23 protein-coding genes are annotated in these 24,916 nt (G+C 69.2%); 12 read left to right on the forward strand and 11 right to left on the reverse strand.

Annotation, left to right across the window (positions count from 1 at the left end; translation table 11 throughout):
- Positions 1-132 precede the first annotated feature (132 nt).
- Together GTZ93_RS38755 and GTZ93_RS38760 are read left to right on the forward strand one after the other, a co-directional pair.
- Positions 133-1,296: an AAA family ATPase gene (locus GTZ93_RS38755; RefSeq protein ID WP_219629096.1), complete on the forward strand. Its 1,164-nt coding sequence runs from the start codon at positions 133-135 to the stop codon at positions 1,294-1,296.
- Entirely contained in the window at positions 1,293-1,886 is a 594-nt protein-coding gene (locus tag GTZ93_RS38760; RefSeq protein WP_139921264.1) for a DUF4276 family protein, read from the forward strand. Before GTZ93_RS38755 ends, GTZ93_RS38760 begins: the two co-directional genes overlap by 4 nt.
- 45 nt (positions 1,887-1,931) lie before the next feature.
- Here GTZ93_RS38760 and GTZ93_RS38765 read toward each other — a convergent pair whose 3' ends face one another.
- The 5 genes from GTZ93_RS38765 to GTZ93_RS38785 all read right to left on the reverse strand — a co-directional run bounded on the left by GTZ93_RS38765 (position 1,932) and on the right by GTZ93_RS38785 (position 8,487).
- Positions 1,932-3,917, reverse strand: a complete 1,986-nt coding sequence (locus tag GTZ93_RS38765; protein ID WP_139921266.1) for an esterase/lipase family protein — start codon at positions 3,915-3,917, stop codon at positions 1,932-1,934.
- Positions 3,918-4,046: 129 nt separating this feature from the next.
- Positions 4,047-5,102, reverse strand: a complete 1,056-nt coding sequence (locus GTZ93_RS38770) for an alpha/beta hydrolase (RefSeq protein ID WP_139921268.1) — start codon at positions 5,100-5,102, stop codon at positions 4,047-4,049.
- A 45-nt stretch (positions 5,103-5,147) separates the two neighbouring features.
- Positions 5,148-6,713: an acyl-CoA synthetase gene (locus tag GTZ93_RS38775; protein WP_139921270.1), complete on the reverse strand. Its 1,566-nt coding sequence runs from the start codon at positions 6,711-6,713 to the stop codon at positions 5,148-5,150.
- Positions 6,714-6,753: 40 nt separating this feature from the next.
- Positions 6,754-7,749 (reverse strand): 3-oxoacyl-ACP synthase III family protein, encoded by a 996-nt coding sequence (locus GTZ93_RS38780; RefSeq protein ID WP_126935631.1) that lies wholly within the window; start codon positions 7,747-7,749, stop codon positions 6,754-6,756.
- A gap of 9 nt (positions 7,750-7,758) precedes the next feature.
- Positions 7,759-8,487 (reverse strand): TetR/AcrR family transcriptional regulator, encoded by a 729-nt coding sequence (locus tag GTZ93_RS38785; protein WP_161663314.1) that lies wholly within the window; start codon positions 8,485-8,487, stop codon positions 7,759-7,761.
- A 346-nt stretch (positions 8,488-8,833) separates the two neighbouring features.
- On the opposite strand from GTZ93_RS38785, the gene GTZ93_RS38790 reads away from it, so the two are divergent.
- The 3 genes from GTZ93_RS38790 (at position 8,834) to GTZ93_RS38800 (ending at position 11,443) form a co-directional block, all read left to right on the forward strand.
- Positions 8,834-9,304: an Lrp/AsnC family transcriptional regulator gene (locus GTZ93_RS38790; protein WP_139923117.1), complete on the forward strand. Its 471-nt coding sequence runs from the start codon at positions 8,834-8,836 to the stop codon at positions 9,302-9,304.
- 2 nt (positions 9,305-9,306) lie between these two features.
- The gene (locus tag GTZ93_RS38795; protein ID WP_139923119.1) at positions 9,307-10,524 is read left to right on the forward strand and encodes an aminotransferase-like domain-containing protein; all 1,218 of its coding nucleotides are present in this window, start codon (positions 9,307-9,309) and stop codon (positions 10,522-10,524) included.
- 172 nt (positions 10,525-10,696) lie between these two features.
- Entirely contained in the window at positions 10,697-11,443 is a 747-nt protein-coding gene (locus GTZ93_RS38800) for an SDR family oxidoreductase (RefSeq protein ID WP_120560256.1), read from the forward strand.
- A gap of 28 nt (positions 11,444-11,471) precedes the next feature.
- Here GTZ93_RS38800 and GTZ93_RS38805 read toward each other — a convergent pair whose 3' ends face one another.
- Entirely contained in the window at positions 11,472-11,831 is a 360-nt protein-coding gene (locus GTZ93_RS38805; RefSeq protein ID WP_120581261.1) for a winged helix-turn-helix transcriptional regulator, read from the reverse strand.
- A 128-nt stretch (positions 11,832-11,959) separates the two neighbouring features.
- Between GTZ93_RS38805 and GTZ93_RS38810 the strand changes: the two genes are divergently transcribed.
- Positions 11,960-12,562 carry a malonic semialdehyde reductase gene (locus tag GTZ93_RS38810; protein WP_139923121.1) on the forward strand — a complete coding sequence of 201 codons (603 nt, stop codon included), beginning with the start codon at positions 11,960-11,962 and terminating at the stop codon, positions 12,560-12,562.
- Between the two features lie 277 nt (positions 12,563-12,839).
- On the opposite strand, the gene popD is transcribed toward GTZ93_RS38810, so the two are convergent.
- Both popD and popC read right to left on the reverse strand, forming a co-directional pair.
- The gene (gene popD / locus GTZ93_RS38815; protein WP_139923123.1) at positions 12,840-13,301 is read right to left on the reverse strand and encodes a PopC secretion inhibitor PopD; all 462 of its coding nucleotides are present in this window, start codon (positions 13,299-13,301) and stop codon (positions 12,840-12,842) included.
- A 57-nt stretch (positions 13,302-13,358) separates the two neighbouring features.
- The gene (gene popC / locus GTZ93_RS38820) at positions 13,359-14,768 is read right to left on the reverse strand and encodes a subtilisin-like protease PopC (RefSeq protein ID WP_139923125.1); all 1,410 of its coding nucleotides are present in this window, start codon (positions 14,766-14,768) and stop codon (positions 13,359-13,361) included.
- 534 nt (positions 14,769-15,302) lie between these two features.
- Here popC and GTZ93_RS38825 point away from each other — a divergent pair.
- The 4 genes from GTZ93_RS38825 to GTZ93_RS38840 all read left to right on the forward strand — a co-directional run bounded on the left by GTZ93_RS38825 (position 15,303) and on the right by GTZ93_RS38840 (position 18,107).
- A complete protein-coding gene (locus GTZ93_RS38825; RefSeq protein WP_139916165.1) occupies positions 15,303-16,106 on the forward strand; it encodes a prolipoprotein diacylglyceryl transferase in 804 nt (267 codons plus the stop codon).
- Positions 16,107-16,148: 42 nt separating this feature from the next.
- Positions 16,149-16,721, forward strand: a complete 573-nt coding sequence (locus GTZ93_RS38830) for a class I SAM-dependent methyltransferase (protein ID WP_120576347.1) — start codon at positions 16,149-16,151, stop codon at positions 16,719-16,721.
- Between the two features lie 81 nt (positions 16,722-16,802).
- On the forward strand, positions 16,803-17,021 hold the full coding sequence (locus GTZ93_RS38835) for a hypothetical protein (protein ID WP_120576346.1): 219 nt from the start codon (positions 16,803-16,805) through the stop codon (positions 17,019-17,021).
- Between the two features lie 240 nt (positions 17,022-17,261).
- Positions 17,262-18,107 carry an alpha/beta fold hydrolase gene (locus GTZ93_RS38840; protein WP_257979039.1) on the forward strand — a complete coding sequence of 282 codons (846 nt, stop codon included), beginning with the start codon at positions 17,262-17,264 and terminating at the stop codon, positions 18,105-18,107.
- Positions 18,108-18,120: 13 nt separating this feature from the next.
- Here GTZ93_RS38840 and GTZ93_RS38845 read toward each other — a convergent pair whose 3' ends face one another.
- Both GTZ93_RS38845 and GTZ93_RS38850 read right to left on the reverse strand, forming a co-directional pair.
- On the reverse strand, positions 18,121-19,011 hold the full coding sequence (locus GTZ93_RS38845) for a DMT family transporter (RefSeq protein WP_139916167.1): 891 nt from the start codon (positions 19,009-19,011) through the stop codon (positions 18,121-18,123).
- A gap of 78 nt (positions 19,012-19,089) precedes the next feature.
- Positions 19,090-19,371 carry a rhodanese-like domain-containing protein gene (locus GTZ93_RS38850; RefSeq protein ID WP_014400616.1) on the reverse strand — a complete coding sequence of 94 codons (282 nt, stop codon included), beginning with the start codon at positions 19,369-19,371 and terminating at the stop codon, positions 19,090-19,092.
- An 87-nt stretch (positions 19,372-19,458) separates the two neighbouring features.
- On the opposite strand from GTZ93_RS38850, the gene GTZ93_RS38855 reads away from it, so the two are divergent.
- Entirely contained in the window at positions 19,459-19,974 is a 516-nt protein-coding gene (locus GTZ93_RS38855; RefSeq protein WP_120595009.1) for a GreA/GreB family elongation factor, read from the forward strand.
- Between the two features lie 29 nt (positions 19,975-20,003).
- On the opposite strand, the gene GTZ93_RS38860 is transcribed toward GTZ93_RS38855, so the two are convergent.
- Positions 20,004-21,527, reverse strand: a complete 1,524-nt coding sequence (locus GTZ93_RS38860; RefSeq protein ID WP_257979040.1) for a GAF domain-containing sensor histidine kinase — start codon at positions 21,525-21,527, stop codon at positions 20,004-20,006.
- A 437-nt stretch (positions 21,528-21,964) separates the two neighbouring features.
- Between GTZ93_RS38860 and GTZ93_RS38865 the strand changes: the two genes are divergently transcribed.
- Positions 21,965-24,811, forward strand: coding sequence for a PAS domain S-box protein (locus tag GTZ93_RS38865; protein WP_139916169.1), 2,847 nt, complete (start codon positions 21,965-21,967; stop codon positions 24,809-24,811).
- Positions 24,812-24,916: the final 105 nt, after the last annotated feature.

The following is a 24,916-nucleotide window of genomic DNA, read 5'->3' on the forward strand; positions in this document are numbered from 1 at the left end:
ATCATGGGCCTACTGGCACAATGAAGTGCGTAGCGCGCATGACTTGGTGCAGGAGAACGCAAGATGCCTTCCGCTGAGAGCCCCGGGTCGTCCCCCAATCCCCATGGGCGTCGGCCTCCCCTGCTTTCACGCGTGAGCTTGCGGAACTTCCGTAGCATCGAGGTCTGCGACGTCGCCTTGGGGCCGCTGACGTTCCTCGTGGGCCCGAACGGCTCCGGCAAGAGCAACTTCCTGGATGCGTTGAGGCTCATCACGGATGCCTTGCGGACCTCATTGGATCAGGCACTCCGGACCCGAGGAGGGGCTGCCCTCATCGTGCGCCGTGGATTGAGTGGCGCGAGCCAATTCGAGATTCGCCTCGACTTCAGTCTGTCCGATGGCACCGACGGTCACTACTCCATCTGCATTGCCATCCCCGAAATCGGGGACCATGTGGTTCAGGAGGAGGAATGCGTCGTAGGGCGAGCGAGGTACCACGTTCGCGAAGGAAGGATTCTCGTTCCTCCTGGACCCGTCTCGCCCCCCGCCGCGGATGACCGCCTCTACCTGGTCAATGCGTCAGGGCTGCCCGAGTTCCGTCCCATCTTCGACGCGCTTTCGAGCATGGGCTTCTACAACCTCAACCCTGATCAGCTTCGAACAGCCCAGCCTGCCGACAAGGGAGACTTCCTGCTCCGAGATGGTTCCAATCTCCCAAGTGTTCTGGAACGACTGGAGAAGCGAGACGGCGACGGCAAGAAGCGCGTGGAGGAATACCTGGGAGCCATCGTGCCCGGCCTTTCGAGCGTTGGTCACAAGCGCCTTGAGCACCTGGAAACCTTGCAGTTCCGGCAGCGCATCAGCGAGGGACTGGACCTCTACGAGCCTTTTCCAGCCATCAGCATGTCCGACGGCACACTTCGCGCCCTTGGCATCCTCGTCGCGCTGTTCCAGACGCGGGCCGAACCGCGGATCCAACTCGTGGGCATCGAAGAGCCCGAGGTCGCGCTCCATCCGGCGGCGGCAGGTGTCTTGAGGGATGCACTCCGCGAAGCATCTCAATACGCCCAGATCATCGTCACCAGTCACAGCCCGGAGTTGCTGGATGACTCCAGCATCCAAGCAGGTGAAGTTCTCTCGGTGGCGTCGGAGCAGGGGCGCAGCATCATCGCCCCCGTCGACGCAGAGACCCGGTCCGCACTCAAGGACCGTCTCTACACGGCGGGCGAACTGCTGAAGGCCAATCAGCTTGCTCCCGACCGGCAAACCATCCCTGCTCCGAATGAGCTCAAGTTCTGGGAGCTCGGCACCAAATGAAGCTGGGGCTCATCGTCGAGGGCCACGGCGAAGTCAGAGCCGCCCCCATCCTCGTGAGGCGCCTGACGCAGTGGTTGGCACCCGAGGTTCATCCTGAGGTCCTCCTTCCCCACCGCATTCCACGAGGCCAGCTCGTCAAGGAAGACGAACTGCGCCGGGCCATCGAGCTGACGGCTCGGAAGGTGGGCGATGAAGGCCGAATCCTCGTCCTGCTGGATGCCGACAAGGACCTGCCTTGCGTGCTCGGACCACGGCTCCTGACCTGGGCACGGGCACAACGCGCCAACCGGAGCATCTCCGTGGTCGTCGCGGAGTGCGAATACGAAGCGTGGTTCCTCGCAGCGGCGGAATCCCTGCGCAGTCAGCGCGGGCTCCCCGCCAACCTGGACGCTCCAGCCCAACCCGAGCGCATCCGCGACGCGAAGGGCTGGCTCGGAAACCACATGCCCAGCGGCTACAGCGAAACCATCGACCAACCCGCACTCACGAGCGCCTTCGACCTCGAAGCCGCGCGCCGAGCGGACTCCTTCGACAAGCTCGTCCGGGACATGTGCACGCTGCTGGGAGTCCCCATCCCGCCGCGCCCCTGACCCGCGAAGCACGGGCGCGCCAAAACGCGCCCGTGCCTCACATCATCAATCCCGCGAAACGAAGTGCGTGGAGATCTTGTTCCACACCGCCGGGGTGATGCCCATGCTCAGGTGGTCATAGGCCATGCCTTCCTGCTTCGCGTCGGCGGTCTTCTTCGCGGCCGTCCAGCCCTGGGTGAGCTGGGTCATCGCCGCGATGCTCGCCTCGAAGAGCACGCCGTCGCTGCGCAGCGTGGACGTGGTGGACGTCATGCCATCCGTCTCGAACGGGGTCGCCCCGCCCGTCGTGCCGTACAGCACGTAGAGCGACGGCAGGCGCGAATCCACGCCGTGCTCCGCCAGGCGCGTGATGAACTTGCCGCCCATCTCCATGGCCGCCGCCATGCCCAGGCCGTCCATGATGCGGTACTTGCCGTAGCCCGTCACGTCGTACGCCTCCCGGTTCTGGTTCGTGTTGTACGCGTGGTACGCGAAGCACGGCGAACCCGCCGGGTCGAACGCCGTCGTGCGGCACACGCGGTGGTCGCTGGTCGCCATGTAGCCCGCGGCAATCCAGGGATTCAGCGGGTTGTAGATGAGCTTCGTGTCCAGCCAGGGGAAGTAGCGGTTCTCGTCCGGATCGATGTTGTCCCACGCCAGCGCGCTGCGGTCCGGAATCGGGTACGTGCCACGCAGGTCATACGCCGCCTGCAGCTGGCCCGGGTACGCCGTCACGTACTTGCCGCTGTCGTTCACCGCGCCGAAGAGGCTCATGTTGTAGTCGTCGAACTTGAACGACGACGCGGACAGGCCCTGGTTCGTGTTCAGCGTCTGCAGCGTGCTGCTGGACACCGGCGTACCAGTGCTGCTCAGACCCGTGATGTTCGACAGGTAGATGCGGCGGAAGTAGTCCGGCCACGTGCCACCGGAACCCGCGCACACACTCTCCGCGTAGGGATTCTTGAACCAGGGCACGTCATAACCAAACGTCACGCACTGGAACGCGGAGAAGTACGTCCACGGCATCGGGCCACGGCCCACCGGCGCGTTGGAGGCCGTGCTCGCGATGGTCAGCGTGTGGATGGGGTGGCGGAAGTTCAGGTCGATGCCCTTGTGCGGACCGGACAGCGGCACGTACACGCGCACCGAGTCGTCATACGCCGGCACCTGCGACGCCTGCTCCTTCGCCAGACGCTCGAAGAAGCGCGTCGTACTGAAGCCGCCCCACGTGGCCGCGTTCTCCAGCCAGGGGTCCACCGCCAGCACGCCCTTGCTCCACGCCACCACGTCCACCCGCGCCACGCCCGGGTGCAGCGCCTTCACGCGCTGCACGGCGTTGGCCACGTGGATGGCGTGGTTGAAGTTGTCGCCGTGGAACGAGCCGAACGTCACCGCGTACACGCAGCGGCCCTTCGACTCCAGGTCCTGCACCATGCCCGTCAGCTGCGCCGCGCCGCCGTAGGTGCCGCCCGAACCGTTGTTGCCGTTGGGGAACATCCACACGTTCGCGTCCTGGATGGCGCCGTGCACCAGCAGCGTCGGCGTCAGATTGACGTTACAGGTGCGCGCCGCGGTGGCCCGCCCCTTGTGCAGCAGGACGAAGCGCGCCTCCGGCTTGGTGGGGCCGGGCGTGGGACAGGTGGCCCCGGTCGTCGTGGCACAGCTGTTCCCGTAGTGGAGGTTGAACGCGTTCACCAGCTGCTGGTTCAGCGAACCGAAGTACGTCTTCAGCGGGTAGTCGCTGGACTGGAACGTGTCCTGGTCACGCAGCTTCAGCGTGCGCGGGTTGTAGTACTCCGTGCGGAAGCGCTGCTTGCCCTCCAGCAACTCAATCTGCCCCCAGGACCACGTGGGCGGCGTGTACGTGCCCACCACCCGGTAGTTGCCGGTGAAGGTGGGGACGGCGTCGAAGTACGGGGCCAGGTCCGCGTCCAGCGGAGCCTCGGCCGTGGCGACGGACTCCTGCGTCGGGGGTGCTTCCGCGGGCGGTTCTGCCCCGCAACCTGCCATCAGCAATGCGGCCGTGAGCGACAAACTCCAGTTGCTTCGCATGCGGACCTCCGGTTGGGTGAAGGGTGCGGCGACAGCGGACTGCGACTGAGAGTGGACGCACGGGACACACGACGCCCCCCAGGGGATCCCCGGAAGGGCCTCGCGAGCCTTACCGCGCGTCAGGAACGCCTAGCGGGCGTGCTCCTGCAGGAACGGGACGAGCAGGTCGTGGAACTCCTTCGTCTTCTCCAGGTGCGGGCTGTGGCCCGTGTCCGGGAGGACGACCTCGCGGTAGCGGCCGCCGTTGGCCGCGTAGCGATCCATCACCTTGCGCATCTGCGACACCATGGGCTGCGGCGGGTACTTCTCATCCCCGGGCCAGCCCGGCACCGCGCCCAGTTTGCCCAGGAAGCCGAAGTCGAACAGTGACGTGTCGGAAACGATGGCGTCGTCCGCGCCGCGGATCCACAGCACGTCCGGCCCCTTCGTCAGCGCCGCGAAGGTGGAGGTGTTGTAGTAAGCCGGCGCCATGGCGTTGTTCATGCCCGTGGTGCCCGGCGCCACGCCCGGCCAGTTCTCCGACTTGGTGAAGTTGCCCGGGTACAGCTCGTCCGACACGTGCGTGTCCAGCACGGAGTCCAGGAGCATCTCCTCGTCCGGGTGGCGGAACGGCGGCTTCACGTAGCAGCCGTTCATCACGTTGCGCGGCGACGTCTGCGACTCCGTGGAGCGGTCCTTCGTCTTCAGCCGCTGCACGAAGTCCGGGTTGGCCGTGCCGCCACCGGAGCCCGCGAAGTCCGCCCAGCACGGCGTGCCGTCCGCGTCCTTCGTGCCACCGAAGCCATAGGGAGACAGCGGCGCCTCCACCACCAGGCCGGCCACGCGCTCCGGGTGGTCGATGGACAGCTGCATCACGATGCCCGCGCCCGCCGAGTGCGCCACGAACGCCGCGCGCTTCAGCGACAGCGTGTCCATCAGCGCCACCAGGTCATCCGCGAAGTCGCGCATGCCGCGCGTCGCGTCGATGGCCTTCGCCTCCGTGTGCCCGTAGCCGCGCATGTCCGGCGCGATGCCCCGGAAGCCCTCGGGCAGCGTCTTCATCAGCGACTCGAAGAACGCGGACGAGGAACAGTTGCCGTGCACGAAGATGACGGGAAAGCCGTCCTCGCCCGCCAGCCGCGCGCGAACCCGGAGCCGCTGCGTGGGGATGTCCCGGATCTCGACCTTCCTGGATGTATCAGCCATGTGCGCGCTCCTGGTTGCGTTGCTTGAAAGAGGAAAATCCGTGCGTCACGAAGCGGCCCGCGCGTCAGCGGCGATGGCCGCCTCGCGCAGCTCGCGCTTGAGAATCTTTCCGGCCGGGGACACCGGCAGGGACTTCACCAGCTCCACCCGCTTGGGGACCTTGAAGCGTGCCACCCGGCCCTTGAGGTGATCGAGCAGCGCGTCCGCCGAGGCCTCGGCGCCCGGCTTGAGCACCACGTAGGCCCGACCCGCCTCGCCCCACTTCGCGTCCGGCACGCCCACCACCGCGCACTGCTGCACGGCGGGGTGCTCGTAGAGGACGGACTCCAGCTCCAGCGGGTACACGTTCTCTCCGCCGGAGATGAACATGTCCTTCTTGCGGCCCGCGATGGTGAAGAAGCCATCCGCGTCCACGCGCGCCAGGTCCCCGGTGTGGAACCAGCCGTCCGCGCTGATGGCCTCCTTCGTGGCGGCGTCGTCCTCGAAGTAGCCGGAGCACATGGAGGGCCCCTTCAGCACCAGCTCCCCCACCCCGCCCACGGGCACCGCGTGGCCGGCGTCGTCCACCAGCTTCGCGTCGATGAAGTAGTTGGGCCGGCCAATGGAGCCCGCCTTGGACACCGCGAACTCCGGCCCCATGCTGAAGATGCCCGGGCCGAACTCCGTCATGCCGAAGCCCTGCTTGAAGGGCACCGGGTGCACCGCCTGCCACGCCTGGAGCAGCGGCACCGGCAGGGGCGCCCCACCGCTGGTGACGAAGCGCACGGAGGAGAAGTCCGTCCCCTTCCAGCGCGGCGAATCCATCAGCTGCTGGTACTGCGTGGGCACCGCGAAGAAGAGCGTCACCTTCTCCTTCGCCACCAGGCCCAGCATCTCGTCCGGGTCCCACCGGCGCATCAGCACCACGGTGCCGCCCGCGGTGAGCAGCGGCAGCGTGTAGACGAGCAGCCCGCCCGTGTGGAACAGCGGCGTGTGCGTCACCGTCACGTCGCCCTGACGGATTTCATGCACCAGCGTGTTGAGCGTGTTCCACGCCACCATGCGGTACGAAATCTTCGCGCCCTTGGACCGGCCGGTGGTGCCGCCGGTGAAGAGCAGGCAGAGGATGTCCTCCTCGCTCACCGCGTCGTTCGTCACCGGAGCCTCCGGAGCGGCGGGCACGTACGCCATGGCCTTCTCGTACGGATCCGCGCCCGGCAGGCCCTGCGCTTCCAGCGACACCAGGCGCAGGCCGTCCCCCACGTGCTCGCGCACCTGGGCCACCGCGTCCTTGAAGTCGTCTCCGAACAGCAGCACGCGCGGGCGGATGGCGCGCACGCCCTCCGTCAGCTCCGCCGCGTGCAGCCGCCAGTTGTAGGGCACGAAGACGGCGCCCAGCTTCCCGCACGCGAACAGCGTGTCCAGGTACTCCACGCCGTTGTGCGCGACGATGGCCACGCGGTCGCCGCGCTGCACGCCCGCCACGTCCCGCAGCCAGCCCGCGAGCGCGTTGGCGCGCGCGTTCATCTGCCGGTAGGTGAAGCGGCCCGCGTCCTTCCGGGCCACGTCCACCACGGCCACCGCGTCCGGCCAGTAGAGGGCACCCCGCCCCATCCAGTCCCCGATGAACATGCGAAGAACTCCTGTCTGAATGAGGCGGGGTATGGGGGGACTAAGCCGTCCAGCGGTAGAGGGCGGACGCCATGGCGAGGCCACCGCCACTGGCGCAGAAGGCGACCAGGTCGCCCTTCTTCACCTTGCCCTGCAGCACCGCGTCGTCCAGCGTCATGGGGATGCAGGCGGAGCCCGTGTAACCCCACTTGTCCATCGTGTAGTGCGCCTTCTCCATGGGCTGGTTGAGCGCCTTCATCGTGGCTTCGATGGTGCGCAGGTTCAGCTGCGTGAAGACGAACAGCTTCACGTCGTCCAGCGTCTGGTCCGCGCGCTTGAGCAGCGTGTCCAGCAGGATGGGCCAGCGCTCGGTGTTGAACGTGGAGGGGAACTTGCGCACGAACTGCACCGCGGGCTTGCCGTCCGTCAGCGCCAGCGTCTCCGCCGTGGCGGGCCGGTTGGTGCCGCCCGTGTAGATGCCCAGCGCGTCGTGGTACTCGCCGTTGGCGAGCAGCTTCGCGCCCAGGAAGCCCGGCTTGTCGGACGCGCCCAGCACCACCGCGCCCGCGCCGTCCGCGAACAGCGTGCAGGTCTTCTTGTCCTTCCAGTTCACGTACCGGGTCATCCCGTAGGCGCCCACCACCAGGATGCGCTGGTAGCTGTCGTCCGACGAAATCGTCTTCGACGCCACGTCCAGCGCCGTCACCCAGCCCGCGCACGCGGCGTTGATGTCGTAGGTGCCCGCGTTGACCGCGCCCAGCTTGGCCTGCACCACGGACGACGTGCCGGGGCTCAGGTAGTCCGGCGTGTCACTGGCCACGAGCACCAGGTCCAGCTCCTTGGGGTCCACCTTCGCGCGGGCCAGCGCCTCCTTCGCGGCGGCCACGGCCAGGTCACTGGTGGCCTGGTTGTCCGCCATCACGTGGCGCTGCTTGATGCCCACGTTCTGCTGGAGCCACTCGTCCACCTTCTCGCCCAGAATCTTTTCCACGTCGGCGTTGGTGAGGAGCTTCTCGGGGACGTAGCGGCCGGTGGACAGGATGTTCGCGTAACGCATGACGGTGTTTCAGCTCCGGGGACCGCGTGACGGACGGCGGGAAGACGGCTTCGACTTCGGGGGGGTGGGCTTCGACGACTTCGCGGCTGCCTTCGGGGGGGGGACAGTCTGGAGATGGGTGCGCGCGGCGCCCGCGTCCGGGGGCAGGCCGTGGGTCAGGAGCGTCATCGCCGTGTCGAGCACGCGCTCCAGGCCCATGTCCTCCTCCCAGAGCACCCAGCGCATGCCCAGGAAGTCGCCAATGCCCATCAGGCAGTAGGCGAGCGCCTCTGGATCCATGCGGCGCACCTCGCCGGCCTCCATGGCCAGCGTGAGGCCGCGCACGTAGCCCTTGGCGAAGCGGTCGTAGTAGCGGCGGTAGCAGTCCGCGTCCACGAACTCCGCCTGCCGCACCACGCGGTAGAGGTTGGGGTGCTGGCGCACGAACTGGAAGAAGGCGCGCAGGCCTTCGCGCTCCACTTCCAGGCGCGTGGTGCACGCGACCGTGGACTCCGCGATGAGGCGGCGCAGGCGCGCGCCCAGCTCGTCCACCACCTCCACGAAGATGGACTGCTTGTCCGGGAAGTAAACGTAGAAGGTGCCCAGCGCGACGCTGGCCTTGCGCGTGAGGTCCGCGATGGACGCGCGCTCATAGCCCTTGTCGCCGAACACCGCCTCCGCTGCCTTCAACAACTTCTGCCGCGTCCGCTGACCGCGCGGCGTGACGGGGACTCGTTCTGAAGTTGAAGGGCGATTCATCTTTCAGGACGGGTAGCACCCGGCCGACCGCCCTGTCAAAAGCGGATGGATGGCTCCTTGCGTCAAAGACAGACACGGACGCGAGGCGTCAAACACCTCGCGTGACGTCCCCAGACCTTGAGCGGGGAAGTGTCCACCTCGCCCACCTGGCCCCGAGGGAGGACTGCCGCGGAGCCCGTCCGCCACCACCTTCCGCCTGGCTGCCTGGGGACTCGGGAGGTCGGGTAGGAGACCTTTCGCCGGCATCAACCATTTTGCATGCAAACGGACTTGCACTTCATGGCGGATGCATATAACTTCACCGTCGACTGATAGGTCCGCTTATAAAAATAAGGTTTTACACCCCATGGACCCCCTGGATTATCGCATCGTCGATATGCTTCAGCGCGATGGCCGGGCCACGCAGCTGGAGTTGGCACGTGGGGTGAAGCTGTCCCAGCCGGCGGTGGCGGAGCGCATCCGCAAGCTGGAGGAGAAGGGCATCATCACCGGCTACACGGCGCGCGTGGACGCGACGCAGCTGGGCAAGGACATCACCGCCTTCATCGGGGTGAGCATCGAGCACCCCAAGCACTTCGAGGGCTTCGCGCGGAAGGTGGCGGAGCTGCCGGACGTGCTGGAGGCCCACCGGGTCGCGGGGCAGGACTCGTACGTGCTGAAGGTGAAGACCGCGAATACGCGGACGCTGGACTCGCTGCTCGTGGAGACGCTGCGCACCATTCCAGGTGTGACCCGCACGAGCACCACCATCGTCCTGTCGACCCTGAAGGAAGACACGCACGTGCGTGTCCCCGATGAGCTGTTGAACGGAGAATGAACATGAGCGCGGACGCTATGAGTGCACCCCTGCCCCCTCCTCCGGCCTACCGGCTGTCCCGGCGCATGTCCCGGATGAAGACGTCCGCGGTGCGCGAAATCCTCAAGATCGCCGAGCGCCCCGACATCCTCTCCTTCGCCGGCGGCCTGCCCGCCCCGGAGCTCTTCCCCGTGGACGCCATCGCCAAGGCGTTCGAGGAGACCTTCGCCCGGGAGGGGCGCCCCGCGCTCCAGTACAGCACCACGGAGGGCTTCGCCCCCCTGCGCGAGTGGATCTCCTCGCACCTGGCGCGCAAGGGCCAGCACGTCCACGCGGACCAGGTGCTCATCACCAGCGGCTCGCAGCAGGGCCTGGACCTGGTGGGCAAGGTGCTGCTCGATCCGGGTGACCTGGTCGTGGTGGAGGACCCCAGCTACCTGGCGGCGCTCCAGACCTTCGGCGGCTACGAGGTGGAGTTCGCCACCGTGCGCAGCGACGACGCCGGCATGGACACGGACGACCTGGCGGCCCTGCTGAAGAAGCGCGTGCCGAAGCTGCTCTACGTCATCCCCAACTTCCAGAACCCCAAGGGCACCACCCTGTCCCTGGAGCGCCGCAAGGCCCTGGTGCGGCTGGCGCAGGAGCACCGCTTCATCATCCTGGAGGACGACCCGTACGGCGAGCTGCGCTTCAAGGGCGTGCACCTGCCGTCGCTGGCGTCGATGGACGACCAGGGCGTGGTGCTGTCCCTGTCCACCTTCTCCAAGACGCTGGCCCCCGGCCTGCGCCTGGGCTGGGTGACGGGGCCGCGCCCGCTGCTCAAGTCGCTGACCATCGCCAAGCAGGCCACGGACCTGCACACGGCCACGCTCGCCCAGCGCGCCACCGCGCTGCTGCTGGAGACCTTCGACTACGCGGGCCACATCCAGGCGCTGATGCCCGTCTACTCCGAGCGCGCCACCGCGATGCTGGCCGCGCTGGAGGCCCACATGCCGAAGGGCACGAAGTGGACCCGGCCGGACGGCGGCATGTTCCTCTGGGTGGAGCTGCCCCAGGGCCTGGACGCGGCCACGCTGCTGCCCCGCGCCGTGGAGCAGAAGGTCGCCTTCGTCCCCGGCGCGCCCTTCTTCGCCAACGACCAGAAGCCCCAGTTCATGCGCCTGAACTACTCCAACCGCCCGCCCGACCTCATCAACGAGGGCATGCGCCGGCTGGGCTCCGTCATCTCTGATGCGCTGTAGGCACTGACGCGCTGTAGTCCTGCCGGTCCGCCCCCCAACGCACCGCGTCGGGGGTCCAGGGCTCATGAGAAGTTGAAGCTTGATTCAGGTTTCAGCCTCCGCGGCGCTGGCCAGCGCCCGTGCGGTGTGCGTACCCTGCGCGCGTTTTTCGGACACGCCCAAGGAGAGGCACATGCAGCTGAAGGACCTGAAGATCATCGTGACGGGTGGCGCGCAGGGCATGGGCGCGCACTTCGCTCAGCGCATCCACGAGGCGGGCGGCCAGGTGGCCGTTGGCGACGTCAACGAGGAGAAGCTCGCGGCGCTGCCGGCGGGCATCCACCGCCGCAAGCTGGACGTGTCCAACGAGCAGGACGTCACGGACTTCGTGCAGTGGGCCCACGGCGCCATGGGCGGCCTCAACGGCCTCATCAACAACGCGGGCATCCTGCGCGACGCGCTGCTCGTGAAGAAGGACCGCACCACCGGCCAGGTGAAGAAGCTGTCCACGGCGGACTGGAACGCCGTCATCGGCGTGAACCTCACCGGCGCCACGCTGATGGTGCGCGAGGTCGTCACGAAGATGGTGGAGACGGACCAGCGCCCCGGCGTCATCGTGAACATGTCGTCCATCGCGCGGCACGGCAACCGCGGCCAGTCCAACTACGTGTCCGCCAAGGCCGCGCTCGCCGCCAACACCGTCACCTGGTCGCGCGAGTTCGCGCCGTTCGGCATCCGCGTGGGCGCCATCGCCCCGGGCATGATTGAGACGCCCATGACGCAGGGGATGAACCAGAAGGCCCGCGACGCGCTGGTGGCCGCCATCCCGGTGGGCCGCATCGGCGAGCCGGAGGACATCTGGGTGGCCGTGAAGTTCATCGTGGAGTGCGACTACTTCAACGGCCGCACCATCGACGTGGACGGCGGTCACAACTTCTAGGCCGTTCGCAGCACCCGCGCCCCGGGCTTCAGGCGCTCTTGCGCTTCCGGGGCGCGGCCCGCGTGGGCTTCACGTCCACCCAGCGCTCCGCCCACTTGCCCAGCTCGTCGATGACCTTCCAGAACGCCTGACCCTTCTCCGTCAGGCGGTACTCGGAGCGGATGGGCGGGCCCGGGTCCACGTGGCGCTCGAGGATGCCCTCCGCCTCCAGGTCCTTGAGCCGCTCCGACAGGACACGCTCGCTGATGGTGCCGATGCGCGCCGTCAGCTCCCCGAAGCGGCACGGCCCGTCCATCAGGATGCGCAGGATGACGCCCGTCCAGCGCCGCCCCAGCAGGTCGGCCGCCGACAGGAACCGCGCACACAGCGGGCTTGAGTCGTCATGCATCGTGCCACCTCCACTCCGAGTATAGCGCCCGCCCCCTTCCGCCGGCACTTACTTACTTTTTGGAAGTTACTTGCGAAATAAAAGTTACGCGGATAGCCATGGGGTGTTCGCAACGGAGGACATCACGCATGGCGACGACGAACACGGCCCTGGACACGGACGCGCTGGAGCAGCTCTTCACGGAGGCCCGCACGCACTCGGGCTGGCAGGACCGGCCGGTGACGGACGAGACGCTGCGCCGCATCTACGAGCTGGCGCGCATGGCGCCCACCGCGATCAACAGCCAGCCGGTGCGCTTGGTGTTCGTGAGGAGCCGCGAGGCCAAGGAGCGGCTCAAGCCCGCGCTGTCCCCGGGCAACGTGGACAAGACGATGCAGGCGCCGGTGACGGTCATCGTGGCGTACGACACCGCGTTCCACGAGCAGATGCCCAAGCTGTTCCCCGCGCGCGACATGAAGAGCGTCTTCGCGGCCATGCCCCAGGAGGCGCGCGAGCAGGCGGCCTTCATGAACGGCACCCTGCAGGGCGGCTACGTCATCCTGGCGGCGCGCGCGCTGGGGCTCGACTGCGGCCCCATGGGCGGCTTCGACAAGGCCAAGGTGGACGAGGCCTTCCTCCAGGGCACCGGCTGGAAGTCGAACTTCCTCATCAACCTGGGCTACGGCGACCCGGCGAAGCTCTTCCCGCGCAACCCGCGTCTGTCTTTCGAGGACGCCTGCCGGTTGGACTGACCCCGTCCAATCCCAGACAGCGCATTGGTCCCTCCGTTCAATGGCATCAGGCGGCTACAATCCTGAGTTTCTAGGTTAATCAGGAAGAAGCAGCCCCGCCGTCAGTTCCACAGGGGTGAACGCGGCAAGCGAGCCTCTTCCCGGTGCGACAGCGCGGGCGCCCAGACGCGGGTGCTCGCCTTTCGCAAGGCGGCTTAGACCGCTGGAGGGCCGTCTTCCGTTACAAGGGAGGCGGGACGCGGGGCCGGTGACAGGAGGCAAGCGCGGTGGGGCGGGCCTAATACAGCTGTTCGAGCGGCATCATCGTGCCTGCCTCGAACTCCGGCGCGCGGCGCAGCTGGTCCAGCACGCGCGGGGCGCACCTCAAGTGCAGCATGGGCAGGGAACCGCCCGGCTCGCTCATGGCGCGCACGGCGCCCACCAACTGGTGTGCCTCCAGCCAGCGCATGAAGCTCTCGCGGAAGCGGGCGTTCTCCGCCTGGCCTTCCTTGTAGATGTCCGCGCGCGAGCGCATGGGTGCCCGTGAGGACGCGGAAGGACGCTTCGGCGCGGCCGATTCCCGGGGCATCACCGTGACGTCAATGTCGCCGGCCGGCTGTGCGTCACGCTCCAGGCCACCCGCGCCCGGCAACGCACGCACCGTGCCTCCGCTGCCAGGCAGCGGACGCACGGCGGCGACGGAGGACATCCGGGCCGAAATGTCTTGAGGTCCGCCCGGCACGCCATTCTTCCTGCTCATGGCCACATCCTCCCCAGGTCCGGTGCTCACGTGGCACCGGCCCCGGCAACTACCGCGTCACCTGAAAACAGCCAGGCCCTTCCCCGTCCGGTGGTTCGCCGAGCGAGGAAGCTTGATGGCATTGCCCAGAATCAAATCCCTCACTTCCAATGCCGTCAAGTCAGGGGCGCGGCAACGATACAGCGCGGCGATTCCCGCGACATACGGCGCCGCCATGCTTGTGCCGCTCATTCGTTCATAGAACGCCTGATTGTTGCAGCGGCGTTCAGTAGACGAATACACATTCACCCCGTAGCCCATGACGTCAGGTACGCCCCGACGCCCCACGGAGCCGCTGGCGGAGAAGGTGGCCACGTTGCGCTCGAAGTCGACTGCCCCCACAGCCAGGGCCTCGGGAAAGGCTGCTGGGTAACCAACCGTGTCGGGTCCACTGTTACCCGCCGCGACAATGGGCAGGATGTTGCTGTCCAGAAGCCGACGCAGCATGGCCTGCAGTGCGCGCTGGTTGAGCAGGTAGTCCGCTTCGGAGATGCCCGGAGGCGGCTGCAGCGGGAAGCCCAGCGACAGGTTGACGACGGCGGGACGCGACGCGTTCTCCGGACGGCTGAACTGGTGCAGCAGCCACTCCATGCCGGCGGCCACGCGGCCCAGGCTGGTGCGGATGGTCTCCGATTCGATGACGGACGCGGCGTACAGGTCCACCTCCGGCGCGACGCCGTGGTGCACGCCCGCGGCGATGCCGCACACGTGCGTGCCGTGGCCGTCCGGATCGAACCCGCGCACGTCGCGCGCGGGGTTGTGCGGCGAGTTGGGGAAGAGCGAGACGTAGCGGAACTGGATGGTCTTGCTCGCGTGCTCGGGGTGGTCCGCGTCCACGCCGGTGTCCAGGATGCCCAGCATCACGCCGGCGCCCCGGATGCCCTGGGCGTGCGCCAGGGGGACACCGGACTCGTCGGGCCACTCGCGCTGCGCGAGCGAGCTCATGCCGCGGTTGCGCGGCCCTGTCTGTCCGGCGGACACCGGACCGGGGAAGGACAGGGGCACCACGTCCGGGATGAACTCGAACTCCTCCGCCAGCTCTCCCCGGGCCGCCTTCTCCGCGTCCTGGGAGTAGAAGTGCGCCATGGTGGCGCCGATGAGCGGCATGAAGCGGTAGCTGCCGGCCTCCGTGCCGACCTGCTCCGTCACGGGCGCGCCCGGCATGGGCGTGGCGTCGACGTCGCTGGCCTTCTTGCCGCGGGCGCGCTTGCGGCCACGCTGCGCCTGACCACTGACCTCCGGCTTCACGCCAGGCAGCGTGGCCGACCGCAGACCGAGGGCGGTGAGGGCATCCGGTGCCTTCTGGGCCGCGCTGAAGCGGAGCGCGGTGCTGCGGCTGAGGACGCGCTCGCCCTGCGCCGTGCCACGCACACCGGGCCGGGCCTGCGTCTCGATGGACTCCTTGGGTACCAACAGGAACGACTTCATGGCTGTGCTCCTTGAACCGCTCAATCCGCGCCGGGCCCGAAGGGAGAGCACCTGCGGTACGACCGCGCCCACCTGGGGACCCTGACAAGCCCCTTCGGATCCGGTGGGTCGGGCTCGCGGGCGTCGCCCGGAGCCGTTGCATCACCTGCCCTCCCCTCTCCCCATGCGCTGGGGTCCAACCGGGGGATTTGACCTCGACCCCCTGACAAAAAATCACGGGATTTCCGTAATAGACACCCCTTGTCTGGTGTCTCGGTCCTCGCTCGGCTTCCCCGAACCTCCGGAAACACAACGGATTCCCTCCCTGGGACGAGGGCAGTGGCCAGGGGCGCACACGGGCTCTGTCCGCCAGCGGATGTGGGGAAGGGGCAGGCAGGAGGGGCGGGGGCGCGAGTGGGCGTCCGGGCGGGGCTTGCGCGCCCGGCGGGCGGGGAGTGGAAAAAGAGGTGGAGGGAAGCCCGGGATGCGCCGATTGTTCGGCTTCCATCCGCCCGGAGTACGTCCGCGCGGATCCCTGGCCTTTCTGGAGCCCCCTTGATTCCCTATTGGCACGCCCCCTCGTTCAAGCTGGGGCCCCTGGAACTGAACCCCTTCAACGTCTTCGTGGCGGCGGGCATCCTCCTGGCTGCCCGGCTGCTGACGAAGCAGGCGGAGCGCGAGGGGCTGGACCCGAACCCGCTGGCGGACTTCGCGATGTGGGGGGTGGCGGCCGGCATGCTCTTCGGCCACTGGGTGCACCTGTTCTTCTACCACCCGGAGGAGATGTCCAAGAGCCCGTTCCAGATTTTCCGGTTCTGGGATGGCCTGTCGTCCTTTGGCGGCCTGTTGGGCGGCATCCTGGCGGCGGTGGTGTTCTTCCGGGTGAAGAAGCTGCGCTTCAACGACTACGCGGACAGCTTCGCGCTGGGCGTGGCGCCGGGCTGGGCGGTGGCGCGGCTGGGGTGCTTCGCGGTGCACGACCACCCGGGCAAGCTGACGGACTTCTTCCTGGCGGTGCAGTTCCCCAACGGCAACCGGCACGACCTGGGCTTCTACGACGCCATCGTGCTCTTCGCGATCACCGGCCTGCTGTACGCGCTGCGCGACATGCCGAAGATGAAGGGCCGGCTGTTGCCGCTGCTGGCGCTCCTGTACGCGGCGTCCCGCTTCAGCCTGGACTTCCTGCGGGCCACGGACCTGTCGTACGTGGACGCGCGTTACTTCGGCCTGACGCCGGCGCAGTACGGCAGCCTGCTGCTGGTGGTGTACGGACTGTGGGGCCTGTTGCGCAAGCAGGCGCCGAGCGCATCCTCGCAGAAGCCGTCCGCGCCGCGGGGCCGGGTGGAGACAGCGCGGTAGCGCGTCCACGTTTCGCATCGTTTCGCAGCAGGGGGGTACCGCGTGAAGGCACTGGCGTACGACGCGTTGATGGCGCCGCTGGGCTGGGTGGGGTTGAACGCCGCCCGGCGGCAGCTGGTGGAAGGGCTGTCCGGCAAGGTGCTGGAGGTGGGCGCGGGCACGGGCCTGGCGCTGCCGGGCTACCCGGACTCGGTGACGTCGGTGACCGCGGTGGACGTGGACCTGGGAGCGCTGGTGCGCGCGCGGGCACGGCGCAGCGGCGTGGCGCTGCTCCAGGCGGATGCGCAGGCGCTGCCGTTCACGGACGGCTCGTTCGACGCGGTGGTGTCCAGCCTGGTGTTCTGCTGCGTGGACGCGCCGGGCACGGCGCTCTCGGAGGTGATGCGGGTGCTCAAGCCGGGCGGCGAGCTGCGCCTGCTGGAGCACGTGCGGGCGCCGAATCTGGCCGTGGCCACCGCGCAGGACCTGCTGACGCCCGCGTGGCGCAAGCTGACCGGCGGCTGCCGCCTCAACCGCGACACCTTCCGCCTGGTGGAGACCACGGGCTTCCACATCCTCCGGCGCGAGCAGCGCCTGGGCGGTGTGGGCGAGTTCATCTTCGCACGGCGGCCCTGAGCAGGGTTTGACGCGGCTGGAACCGCCAGCCCAGACTTTCATGGAAACCTATCCAGCGCCCTGTGGGCGAGGAGTGTCTCCATGAAGTGGATGGCATGGGTGTCGTGCGTGGTCGTGGCCCTGGGCGTGCTGGTTCCCGTGGTGGCCTGGGCCACGGGGTGGGAACCGGGCCCTTGCGATGTGGAGATCGTCTGCGGTGACGGCAGCACGCTCGCCTGTCATGGAGAGGTCGCCTGCATCTATCGCGGCGGAGTCAACGGCTTCGTGGACTGCGACGGCTTCCGGGGCGACTGTCCGTAGCTCGGAACAAGGGGCCCTTTCGACCCTCCCTGGCAGGTCACTTCCGACCTGCCAGGATGGATTCACACAAGGGATGTCAGAGGTCACTTTAGGATGGCGTGAATCCTCGCGGCGGACCTACCCGCCGCGTCCCATCCCGTGAGGCCCTGACGCATGTTGCGCGCCCTTCGCCCCCTCCTCGCAGTGCTGCTGTTCGCTGGCTGTGGACCCGATGTCGCGTCGGATTCCGCACCCGACCTCGTGAGTGCTCCGGCCGCCCTGGCGGACTCCGACCGTCACGGTGGCTCCAATCCCCGTGAGGGTTCCGTGCGGCTGTCCACCGGCGTCACGCTCCGCTACGTGGAGCAGGGCCGCCAGGACGGACCCGTCGTCGTCCTGCTGCACGGCTATACGGACTCGCATCACACCTGGGACCTGGACCTGCCGCGCTTCTCGCGCGACTTCCACATCTACGCGCTGGACCAGCGCGGTCATGGCGACTCGTCCCGCCCGGCGTGTTGCTACACGCAGCAGGCCTTCGCGAAGGACGTGGTGGCGTTCCTGGACGCGAAGCGCGTGTCGCGCGCCGTGCTCGTGGGCCACTCCATGGGCAGCTTCATCGCGCAGCAGGTGGCGCTGGACTTCCCCAACCGCGTGAAGGGGCTGGTGCTCGTGGGCTCCGCGCCCACCGTGGCGGGCAATGAAGTGGCCCTGGGCCTCAAGGAGGTCGTGGACACGCTGACCGACCCCGTGGATCCCGCCTTCATCCATGAGTTCCAGGCCAGCACCTTCTACGCGCCCATTCCGGCGTCGTACCTGAACACGCTCGTCTCGGAGAGCTCCAAGCTGCCCGCGCGCGTGTGGCAGGACGCGCTGGATGGGCTCATCGCGGAGGACCACTCCTCGCGCCTGGGCCGCATCCGCGTGCCCACGCTGATCATCGGCGGGGACCACGACGGCTTCTTCTCCGTGGCGGAGCAGCGCGCCCTGGCCCGCGCCATCCGCGGCTCCAAGTACCTGCTCTACCCGGAGACCGGCCACGCGCCGCACGCCGAGCGCCCCCAGCGCTTCGTGAACGACGTGCAGCAGTTCCTCGAGTGCCTGTAGCCGCTCGCGCGACTCAGGCTCCGGCCGTCCCGGGTTCCGCCGGGCGGCTGGAGTCGCTCCGGGCCAGCACCACCACCGCCACCAGGATGAGCAGGCCGCCCAGGCCCTGCCGCAAGGACAGGCGCTCGCCCAGGAAGATGGCGCCCAGCACCACCGCCATCACCGGCTCCAGCGTGGACAGGAGCGACGTGTTCACCGGGCCAATGCGCTTGAGGCCCGCGAAGAACGTCAGCATGGCCACCACCGTGGACAGCAGCGCCAGTCCCGCCACCGCGGCCCAGCCTCCCGGCGTCTGGGGAAAGGACGGGCCCTTCACCAGCATCAGCGCCCCGAAGGCGGCCCCCGCCGACAGCGGGACGACGGTGCTTGCCGCGAGCGGCCCCGCCGGCCCCGCGATCCGCGCGCTGGACAAGACGTAGAGCGCGTAGATGACCGCCGACAGCACGCCCAGCCCAATGCCCAACGGCTTCGCGTCCGGGCCGGGGTCCACCGTGAGCGCCGTCCCGCACAGGGCCAGCCCCACCGCCAACCAGCGGCGGCGGCTCAGGTGCTCGCGTCCCAGGGCCACCTGGATGAGGGCCACCAGCGCGGGGAAGAGGTAGAGCAGCAGCGCCACCAGCCCGGCGGACGCGTGCTGGAGCGCGATGAAGTAGACGCTGCCTTCCGTGAAGTAGCCCACCGCGCCCAGCGCCACCAGGCCCCACAGGAGGCGGCCCCGGGGCCACCTTCCGCCCTTCGCGACCATCACGCCCGCGAGCACCAGCCCGGCCAGCGTGAAGCGCAGGAAGAGCAGCGTGGGCATGTCCGTGCCCGCCGCGTAGGCCAGGCGCGCGAACAGGCCCAACGCGCCAAAGGAGGCGCCGGACAGGGCGACGAGGAGGAAGCCGGCGGTGCGGGTCTGCATGGCGCTTTGAGCGCGCACGCTGACTGAAGACCCGGCCCGCTGTCACGCGGGCCGGGGACTTGGGCCTACCCGTTCGGCCTACCAGTTCTTCACGGAGCCCAGGTCGAACACGTCCGGGAAGCCGCCCTTGCGCAGGAGCTCCGCGGCCACCGCGCTGCGGCCTCCCGCCGCGCAGTACACCACCACGGGCGTGCCCACCGGGCCGACCTCTGAGAGGCGCTGGGCCAGCACCTGCACGGGGATGTTGCGGGCGGCGTCCGGGTGTCCCTGCTGGAACTCCTCCGGGGTGCGCACATCCAGCAGCACCGCGCCCTGGGCGACGAGTTCGTGGGCCTTCTGAGAGCGTTCCTGAGGCGTCATGCACCCCATTCAACCAAAGCCCGGGGCCCCGTCGGGCTGAAAACTGGAGGCCGCCGCACCGGGCGCTACAGTCCTGTATCGATACCCATGCGACTCGACAAGCTCACCCTGCTCCAGCAACTGTCCGAGCGACTCCAACAGAGCGACCGGCTGGCCCACCGCGCGGAGGCCGATGCCCGCGAGGCCGCCCGCAGCCTCGCCACGGAGTCCGAGAAGAAGGAGGACGGCCGCGCCGCCATCGAGTACGGCAGCCTCGCCACCGGCCAGGCCCAGCGCGCCCGCCGCCTCCAAGAAGAGCTCCAGGCCCTCACCGCCTTCGGCCAGAAGGAGCTGCCCCGCTTCTCGCGCCAGGGGCCCGTGGGCCTGGGCGCCCTGGTGGACTGCAGCACCGAGGACGAGGACGGCTTCGCCGAGCGCACCTTCTTCGTGCTCCCCGCTGGCGCGGGCACCGAGCTCACCGGCCCCGGCGGCGACGGCTTCCTCTCCGTCATCACCCCCAGCTCCCCCGTGGGCCGCGCCCTGCTGGGAAAGAAGGCCGGCGACACCGTGGAGGTGACGCTCGCGGGCGAGGTGCGCGAGTGGACGGTGCTGGAGGTCGCCTGAGCTGAAAGAGACGCGGGCCTACCCGGCGCCTACCCGCCTTGGGTGGGCCCCGGCGCCGCGTGCGCGACAAGCCACTCCTCCGGGATGTCGCCCCGGGGCAGCTCCAGGAGGAACGTGGCGCCCTCCCCCGGCGTGCTCACGGCGCTCACCTTGCCGCCGAACGCTTCGACAATCTGGCGCGTGATGTAGAGCCCCAGGCCCAGACCGCCGTAGTGCCGGTCGCTCACCGCGCGCTCGAAGCGCTCGAAGATGCGCGCCAGGTCGGCCGGCGCGATGCCGATGCCGTGGTCCTTCACGGCGAGCCGCGCCAGCGTGCCTTGCGCCTCCACGCTCACGATGACGGGCTGGCCCGCTCCGTACTTGAGCGCGTTGGACACCAGGTTCGTCACCACCTGCTCCAGGCGCAGCCGGTCCCACCGGCCCACCACCGGCACCGGCGCCTCCAGGCCCAGCTCCGTGCCGGCCTGCGCCGCCGCGGCGGAGAAGCGGTAGAGGATTTCGGCGGCCACGCTCGCCAGGTCCAGCTCCTCCAGCTCCAGCCGCAGCCGGCCCGCGGTGATGCGCGACACGTCCAGCAGGCTGTCCACCAGGCCCGACAGCCGGCGCACCTGGCGCTGCACCACGTCCAGCGCGTCCGCGACACGCTCGGTGGGCACGTCCTTGCCCTCGCGCGCCAGCACCACCACCTGCTTCTGCAGCAGCTGCACCTTGAGGCTCAGCGGCGTGAGCGGCGTCTTCAGCTCGTGGCTCGCGATGCCCAGGAACTCGTCGCGCTGGCGCACCGCTTCGCGCGCCTCGCGGTACAGCCGCGCGTTCTCCAGATAGAGCGCGGTGCGGTGGGCCAGCTCCGTGAGGAAGTGCTCCTCCTCCTCGCCAAAGGACCGCAGCGCGTTGGAGCGCAGCACCATCAGCGCGCCCAACACGTTGCCGCGCGCGCCCAACGGAACGCTCAGGCAGCCGTGCGGCCCCACCTGGCGCAAGAGCCGCGCGTGCTCCGCGTCCCGCGCGATGGCCACCACGTGCTCCTCGGACAGGATGGACAGACGCCCCGCCGCCCCGGACGCGAACACCTGGGGCAGCCCGCCCGGCACGGAAGACTCCTGCGGATAGCGCGTGAGCAGGTCACGCAACAGCGCGTGCCGTCCTGAGTCCGCGTGCAGTGACGCCGCCACGCGCAGGCCTTCATCGCCCACGGCGCCCGGTGTCCGGAGGACGAGCAGGGCCCCCTCCCCCAGCGCGGGCACCAGCAGCTTGAGCAGCGGCTCCAGCTGCGCCTCCGCGTCCACCGACGTGCCCAGGAGCGCCCCGGCTTCCGCCAGCAGGCGCGACGCATCCAACATGGACGCGGGCACCGCCTCCACGGCATGCGTGCGAAGGAGCGCCGCGGCCACCTGCCCGTCCCCGGCCCGCACCGGCACCGCGATGCAGCGCAGCACGGCGCGCGTTCCATCCGGACGGAGTACATGCCATGGGGACGCGTCCACCGGCTCGCCCGCCAGCGCTCGCGCCAGCGGTGAGTCGCCCGGCGGCAGCGGTGTGCCGTCATCCCGCACCCATTCACACCCAGGCAGGCGAGCGTGCTCGATGTGGAGAGGGACCGGAATGCCGAAGTGCGCCGCGGCTTGTGAGTTGAAAAAAGTCACACGGCCCGTGCATTCAACGAGCACAACGCCTTCGGCGTCCATGACGCGCGTTGACAGGGGCAAGCCATCCCCATCCGTCACGCGGGCCTCCAAGGCTGGAGTGGTGATGCCGGACATGCCAAGGCTTTCCGCACGCATCATGGTGTCATCTCCGCCTCCCGGGAAGAAAGGAAGACAGGACCTGCAGCCCACTCCATCCTCAAGGACAGGGAATGCTTCCCATCCTCACGCTCTTCCCGTGGGCCCCCTTGCCTGCATGATGGCGATCCTCAATCGTTCGACTGTCTCCGTGCGCGTCGCGGATGTTCCGCCCGCACGGCCAAGTTCTTCCACCGCGAGTCCTCCGCATGCAGATGCCGTTCACCCGGCCTGACGGCACCACCCCCACCGAGCGCCGCTTCCGTCAGGTCATCGACACGCTCCAGGAGGTCGTGTTCCAGACGGACACGGCGCGCACGTGGGTCTTCCTCAATCCCGCGTGGACCGAGGTGACAGGCTTTCCCGTGGAGGAGAGCCTGGGCCGCTCCGCGCTGGACTTCGTGCACCCGGACGACCGGGAGCGCACGCTGGTGGTGTGCAAGACCCTGCTCACGCGCGAGCGCGAGTTCGTCCAGCACGAGGTGCGCTACCTCACGCGCGACGGCGGCTTCCGCTGGGTGGACGTCTTCGCGCGGGTGACGGTCGACGAGGACGGCACGCTGCTGGGCATGGCGGGCACGCTCAACGACATCACCGAGCGCAAGCGCACGAACGACGCGCTCGCCCGGCGCGAGCGCTACCTCACCGCCCTGGTGGACATGCAGCAGCGCCTGCTGTCGGTGCCGGAGGGCGGCGACCTGTACAGCCCGGCGCTCGCTCCGCTGGGACAGGCCTCCGGAGCCAGCCGCGTCTACGTCTTCGAGACGTACACCAACGCGCAGGGCACCCTCATGTGCAGTCAGCGCGCCGAGTGGTGCGCGCCCGGTGTCACGGCGGAGATCGACAACCCGATGCTCCAGGACCTGCCCATGCGGCCCATCCTGGGGCGCTGGGCGACCGTGCTGGAGCGCGGCGAGGTCGTCACCGGCCGCGTGGCCACCTTCCCCTCCGTCGAGCGGGACCTCCTGGAGCCGCAGGGCATCCTCACGTTGCTGGTGCTGCCCCTGCGCGTGCAGGGCCGGTTGGTGGGCTTCGTGGGCTTCGACAACTGCTTCGAGGCGCGCGAGTGGGACCGCCTGGAGGTGGACCTGCTGTCCGCGGCCAGCGGCGCCATCTCCGTGTCGCTGGAGCGCCGCGCGTCCGAACGGGCGCTGCGCGAGCACGAGCACCGCTTCCGCCAACTCGCGGAGAACGCGTCCGACGTGCTGTACCTGTACCGGAGGGAAGCGCCGCGCGGCTTCGCGTACGTCAGCCGCGTGGCGCACGCCAAGCTGGGCCTGGGGCCGGAGGCGCACTACACGGATCCGGAGCTGTGGTACCGGCAGGTGCACCCGGATGACCGGGCCGCGCTGGAGCGCGTGCTGGAGTCGCCCCAGTCCCTGGACGGCGGGACGGTGGAGCTGCGCTTCCTGCGCCCTGACGGCAGCCTCCTGTGGCTGGAGCACGTGGTGGCGCCGGTGACGGACACCGCGGGCCGCGTGGTGGCGGTGGAGGGCCTGGCGCGCGACATCACGGAGCGGCGGGAGGTGGAGGAGGCGCTGAAGCGCTCCGAGGCCAGCCTGCGCGCGCTGATGGAGGGCTTCCCCGACCCGGCGGCCATCGAGCGCGATGGCCACATCGTCTACGCCAACGCGGTGCTCGTCACCACGCTGGGCTTCGCGCGCGCGGAGGAGCTGGTGGGCCGCCGGCTGTCGGAGTTCCTGGCGGACGTGCCGGGCACCGGCGTGGCGTCCGTGGACAGCACGCCGCTCACCAGCGAGCGGCGCCTGGTGCTGCGCGACGGGCGCACGCGCGTGGTGGAGCTGGCCTCGCTACCCCTGCGCTTCGACGGTCAGCCCGCGGTGGTGTCCATCGCGCGCGACGTGACGGAGCAGCGCCAGTTGAAGGCGCGGCTGACGCTGGCGGACCGGCTGGCGTCGGTGGGCACGCTCGCGGCGGGCATCGCGCACGAAATCAACAACCCGCTGGCCTTCGTGGTCTCCAACCTGGGCTTCCTGTCGGACGAGTTCCGCCACCACCTGTCCCCCGGACCCGGCGTGCGCGGCGTGCGCCCGCCGGACGTGGCGGAGTGGCAGGAGGTGCTGGGCGAGGCGTGCGAGGGCGCCGAGCGCGTGCGGCAGATTGTCCGCCAGCTGAAGACGTTCTCGCGGCCGGATGAAGAGCGCATGACTCCGGTGGACGTGCACGCGGTGCTGGACTCGGTGGTGATGATGGCCGCCAATGAAATCCGGCACCGCGCGCGGCTGCGCCGGGAGTACGGCACCGTGCCGGAGGTGATGGGCAACGAGGGCCGCCTCTGCCAGGTGTTCCTCAACCTGGTGGTGAACGCGGCGCAGGCGATTCCGGAGGGCTCCGCGCATGAACACGAGGTGGTGCTCGCCACGCGCGTGTCCGGCGGTCAGGTGGTGGTGGAGGTGCGCGACACGGGCATCGGCATCCCGCCGGAGGTGATGGGGCGCATCTTCGACCCGTTCTTCACCACCAAGCCCGTGGGCGTGGGCACCGGCCTGGGGCTGTCCATCTGCCACGGCATCATCACGGGGCTGGGCGGCGACATCCAGGTGGACTCCACCGTGGGCAAGGGCAGCACGTTCCGCGTGGTGCTGCCCGCGCCCCGGCCCGAACCGGTCGTCCGTCCGCCGGAAGCCCCGCTGCCCGCCGCGCCCGTGGTGCCGCGAGGCCGCGTGCTGGTGGTGGACGACGAGCCCGCGGTGGGCCGCGTGCTGCAGCGGCTGTTGCGCGGCCATGACGTGGAGGTGGCCACGAGCGGCCGCCAGGCGCTGGAGCGCATGTCGCAGGCGCCGGGCTTCGACGCGGTGCTGTGCGACGTGATGATGCCGGACCTCGCCGGCCGCGACGTGTACGAAGCCGTGCGGCGCGACCACCCGGGCCTGGAGCGCCGCTTCGTCTTCGTGTCCGGCGGCGCCTTCACCGCGGGCGCGCGCGATTTCCTGGAGCACATCCCCAACCCGCTCCTGGAGAAGCCCTTCGACGAGGCGCGCGTGCGAGGCGCCGTGGAGGAGCTGGTGCGCCACGGGCCGCCTGACGCGGCCTGACGCCGGGGAACGCCGACACGGGGCCCCATCGGTCATCGGGAGGAGGGTCCTCCCACTGACCGATGCGCCCGCGTGACGGGTCTGCGAGCGTGTGCTCGTCCGCTC

Origin of the sequence: Corallococcus exiguus (genome assembly GCF_009909105.1) — a bacterium.
Taxonomy (GTDB): domain Bacteria; phylum Myxococcota; class Myxococcia; order Myxococcales; family Myxococcaceae; genus Corallococcus; species Corallococcus exiguus.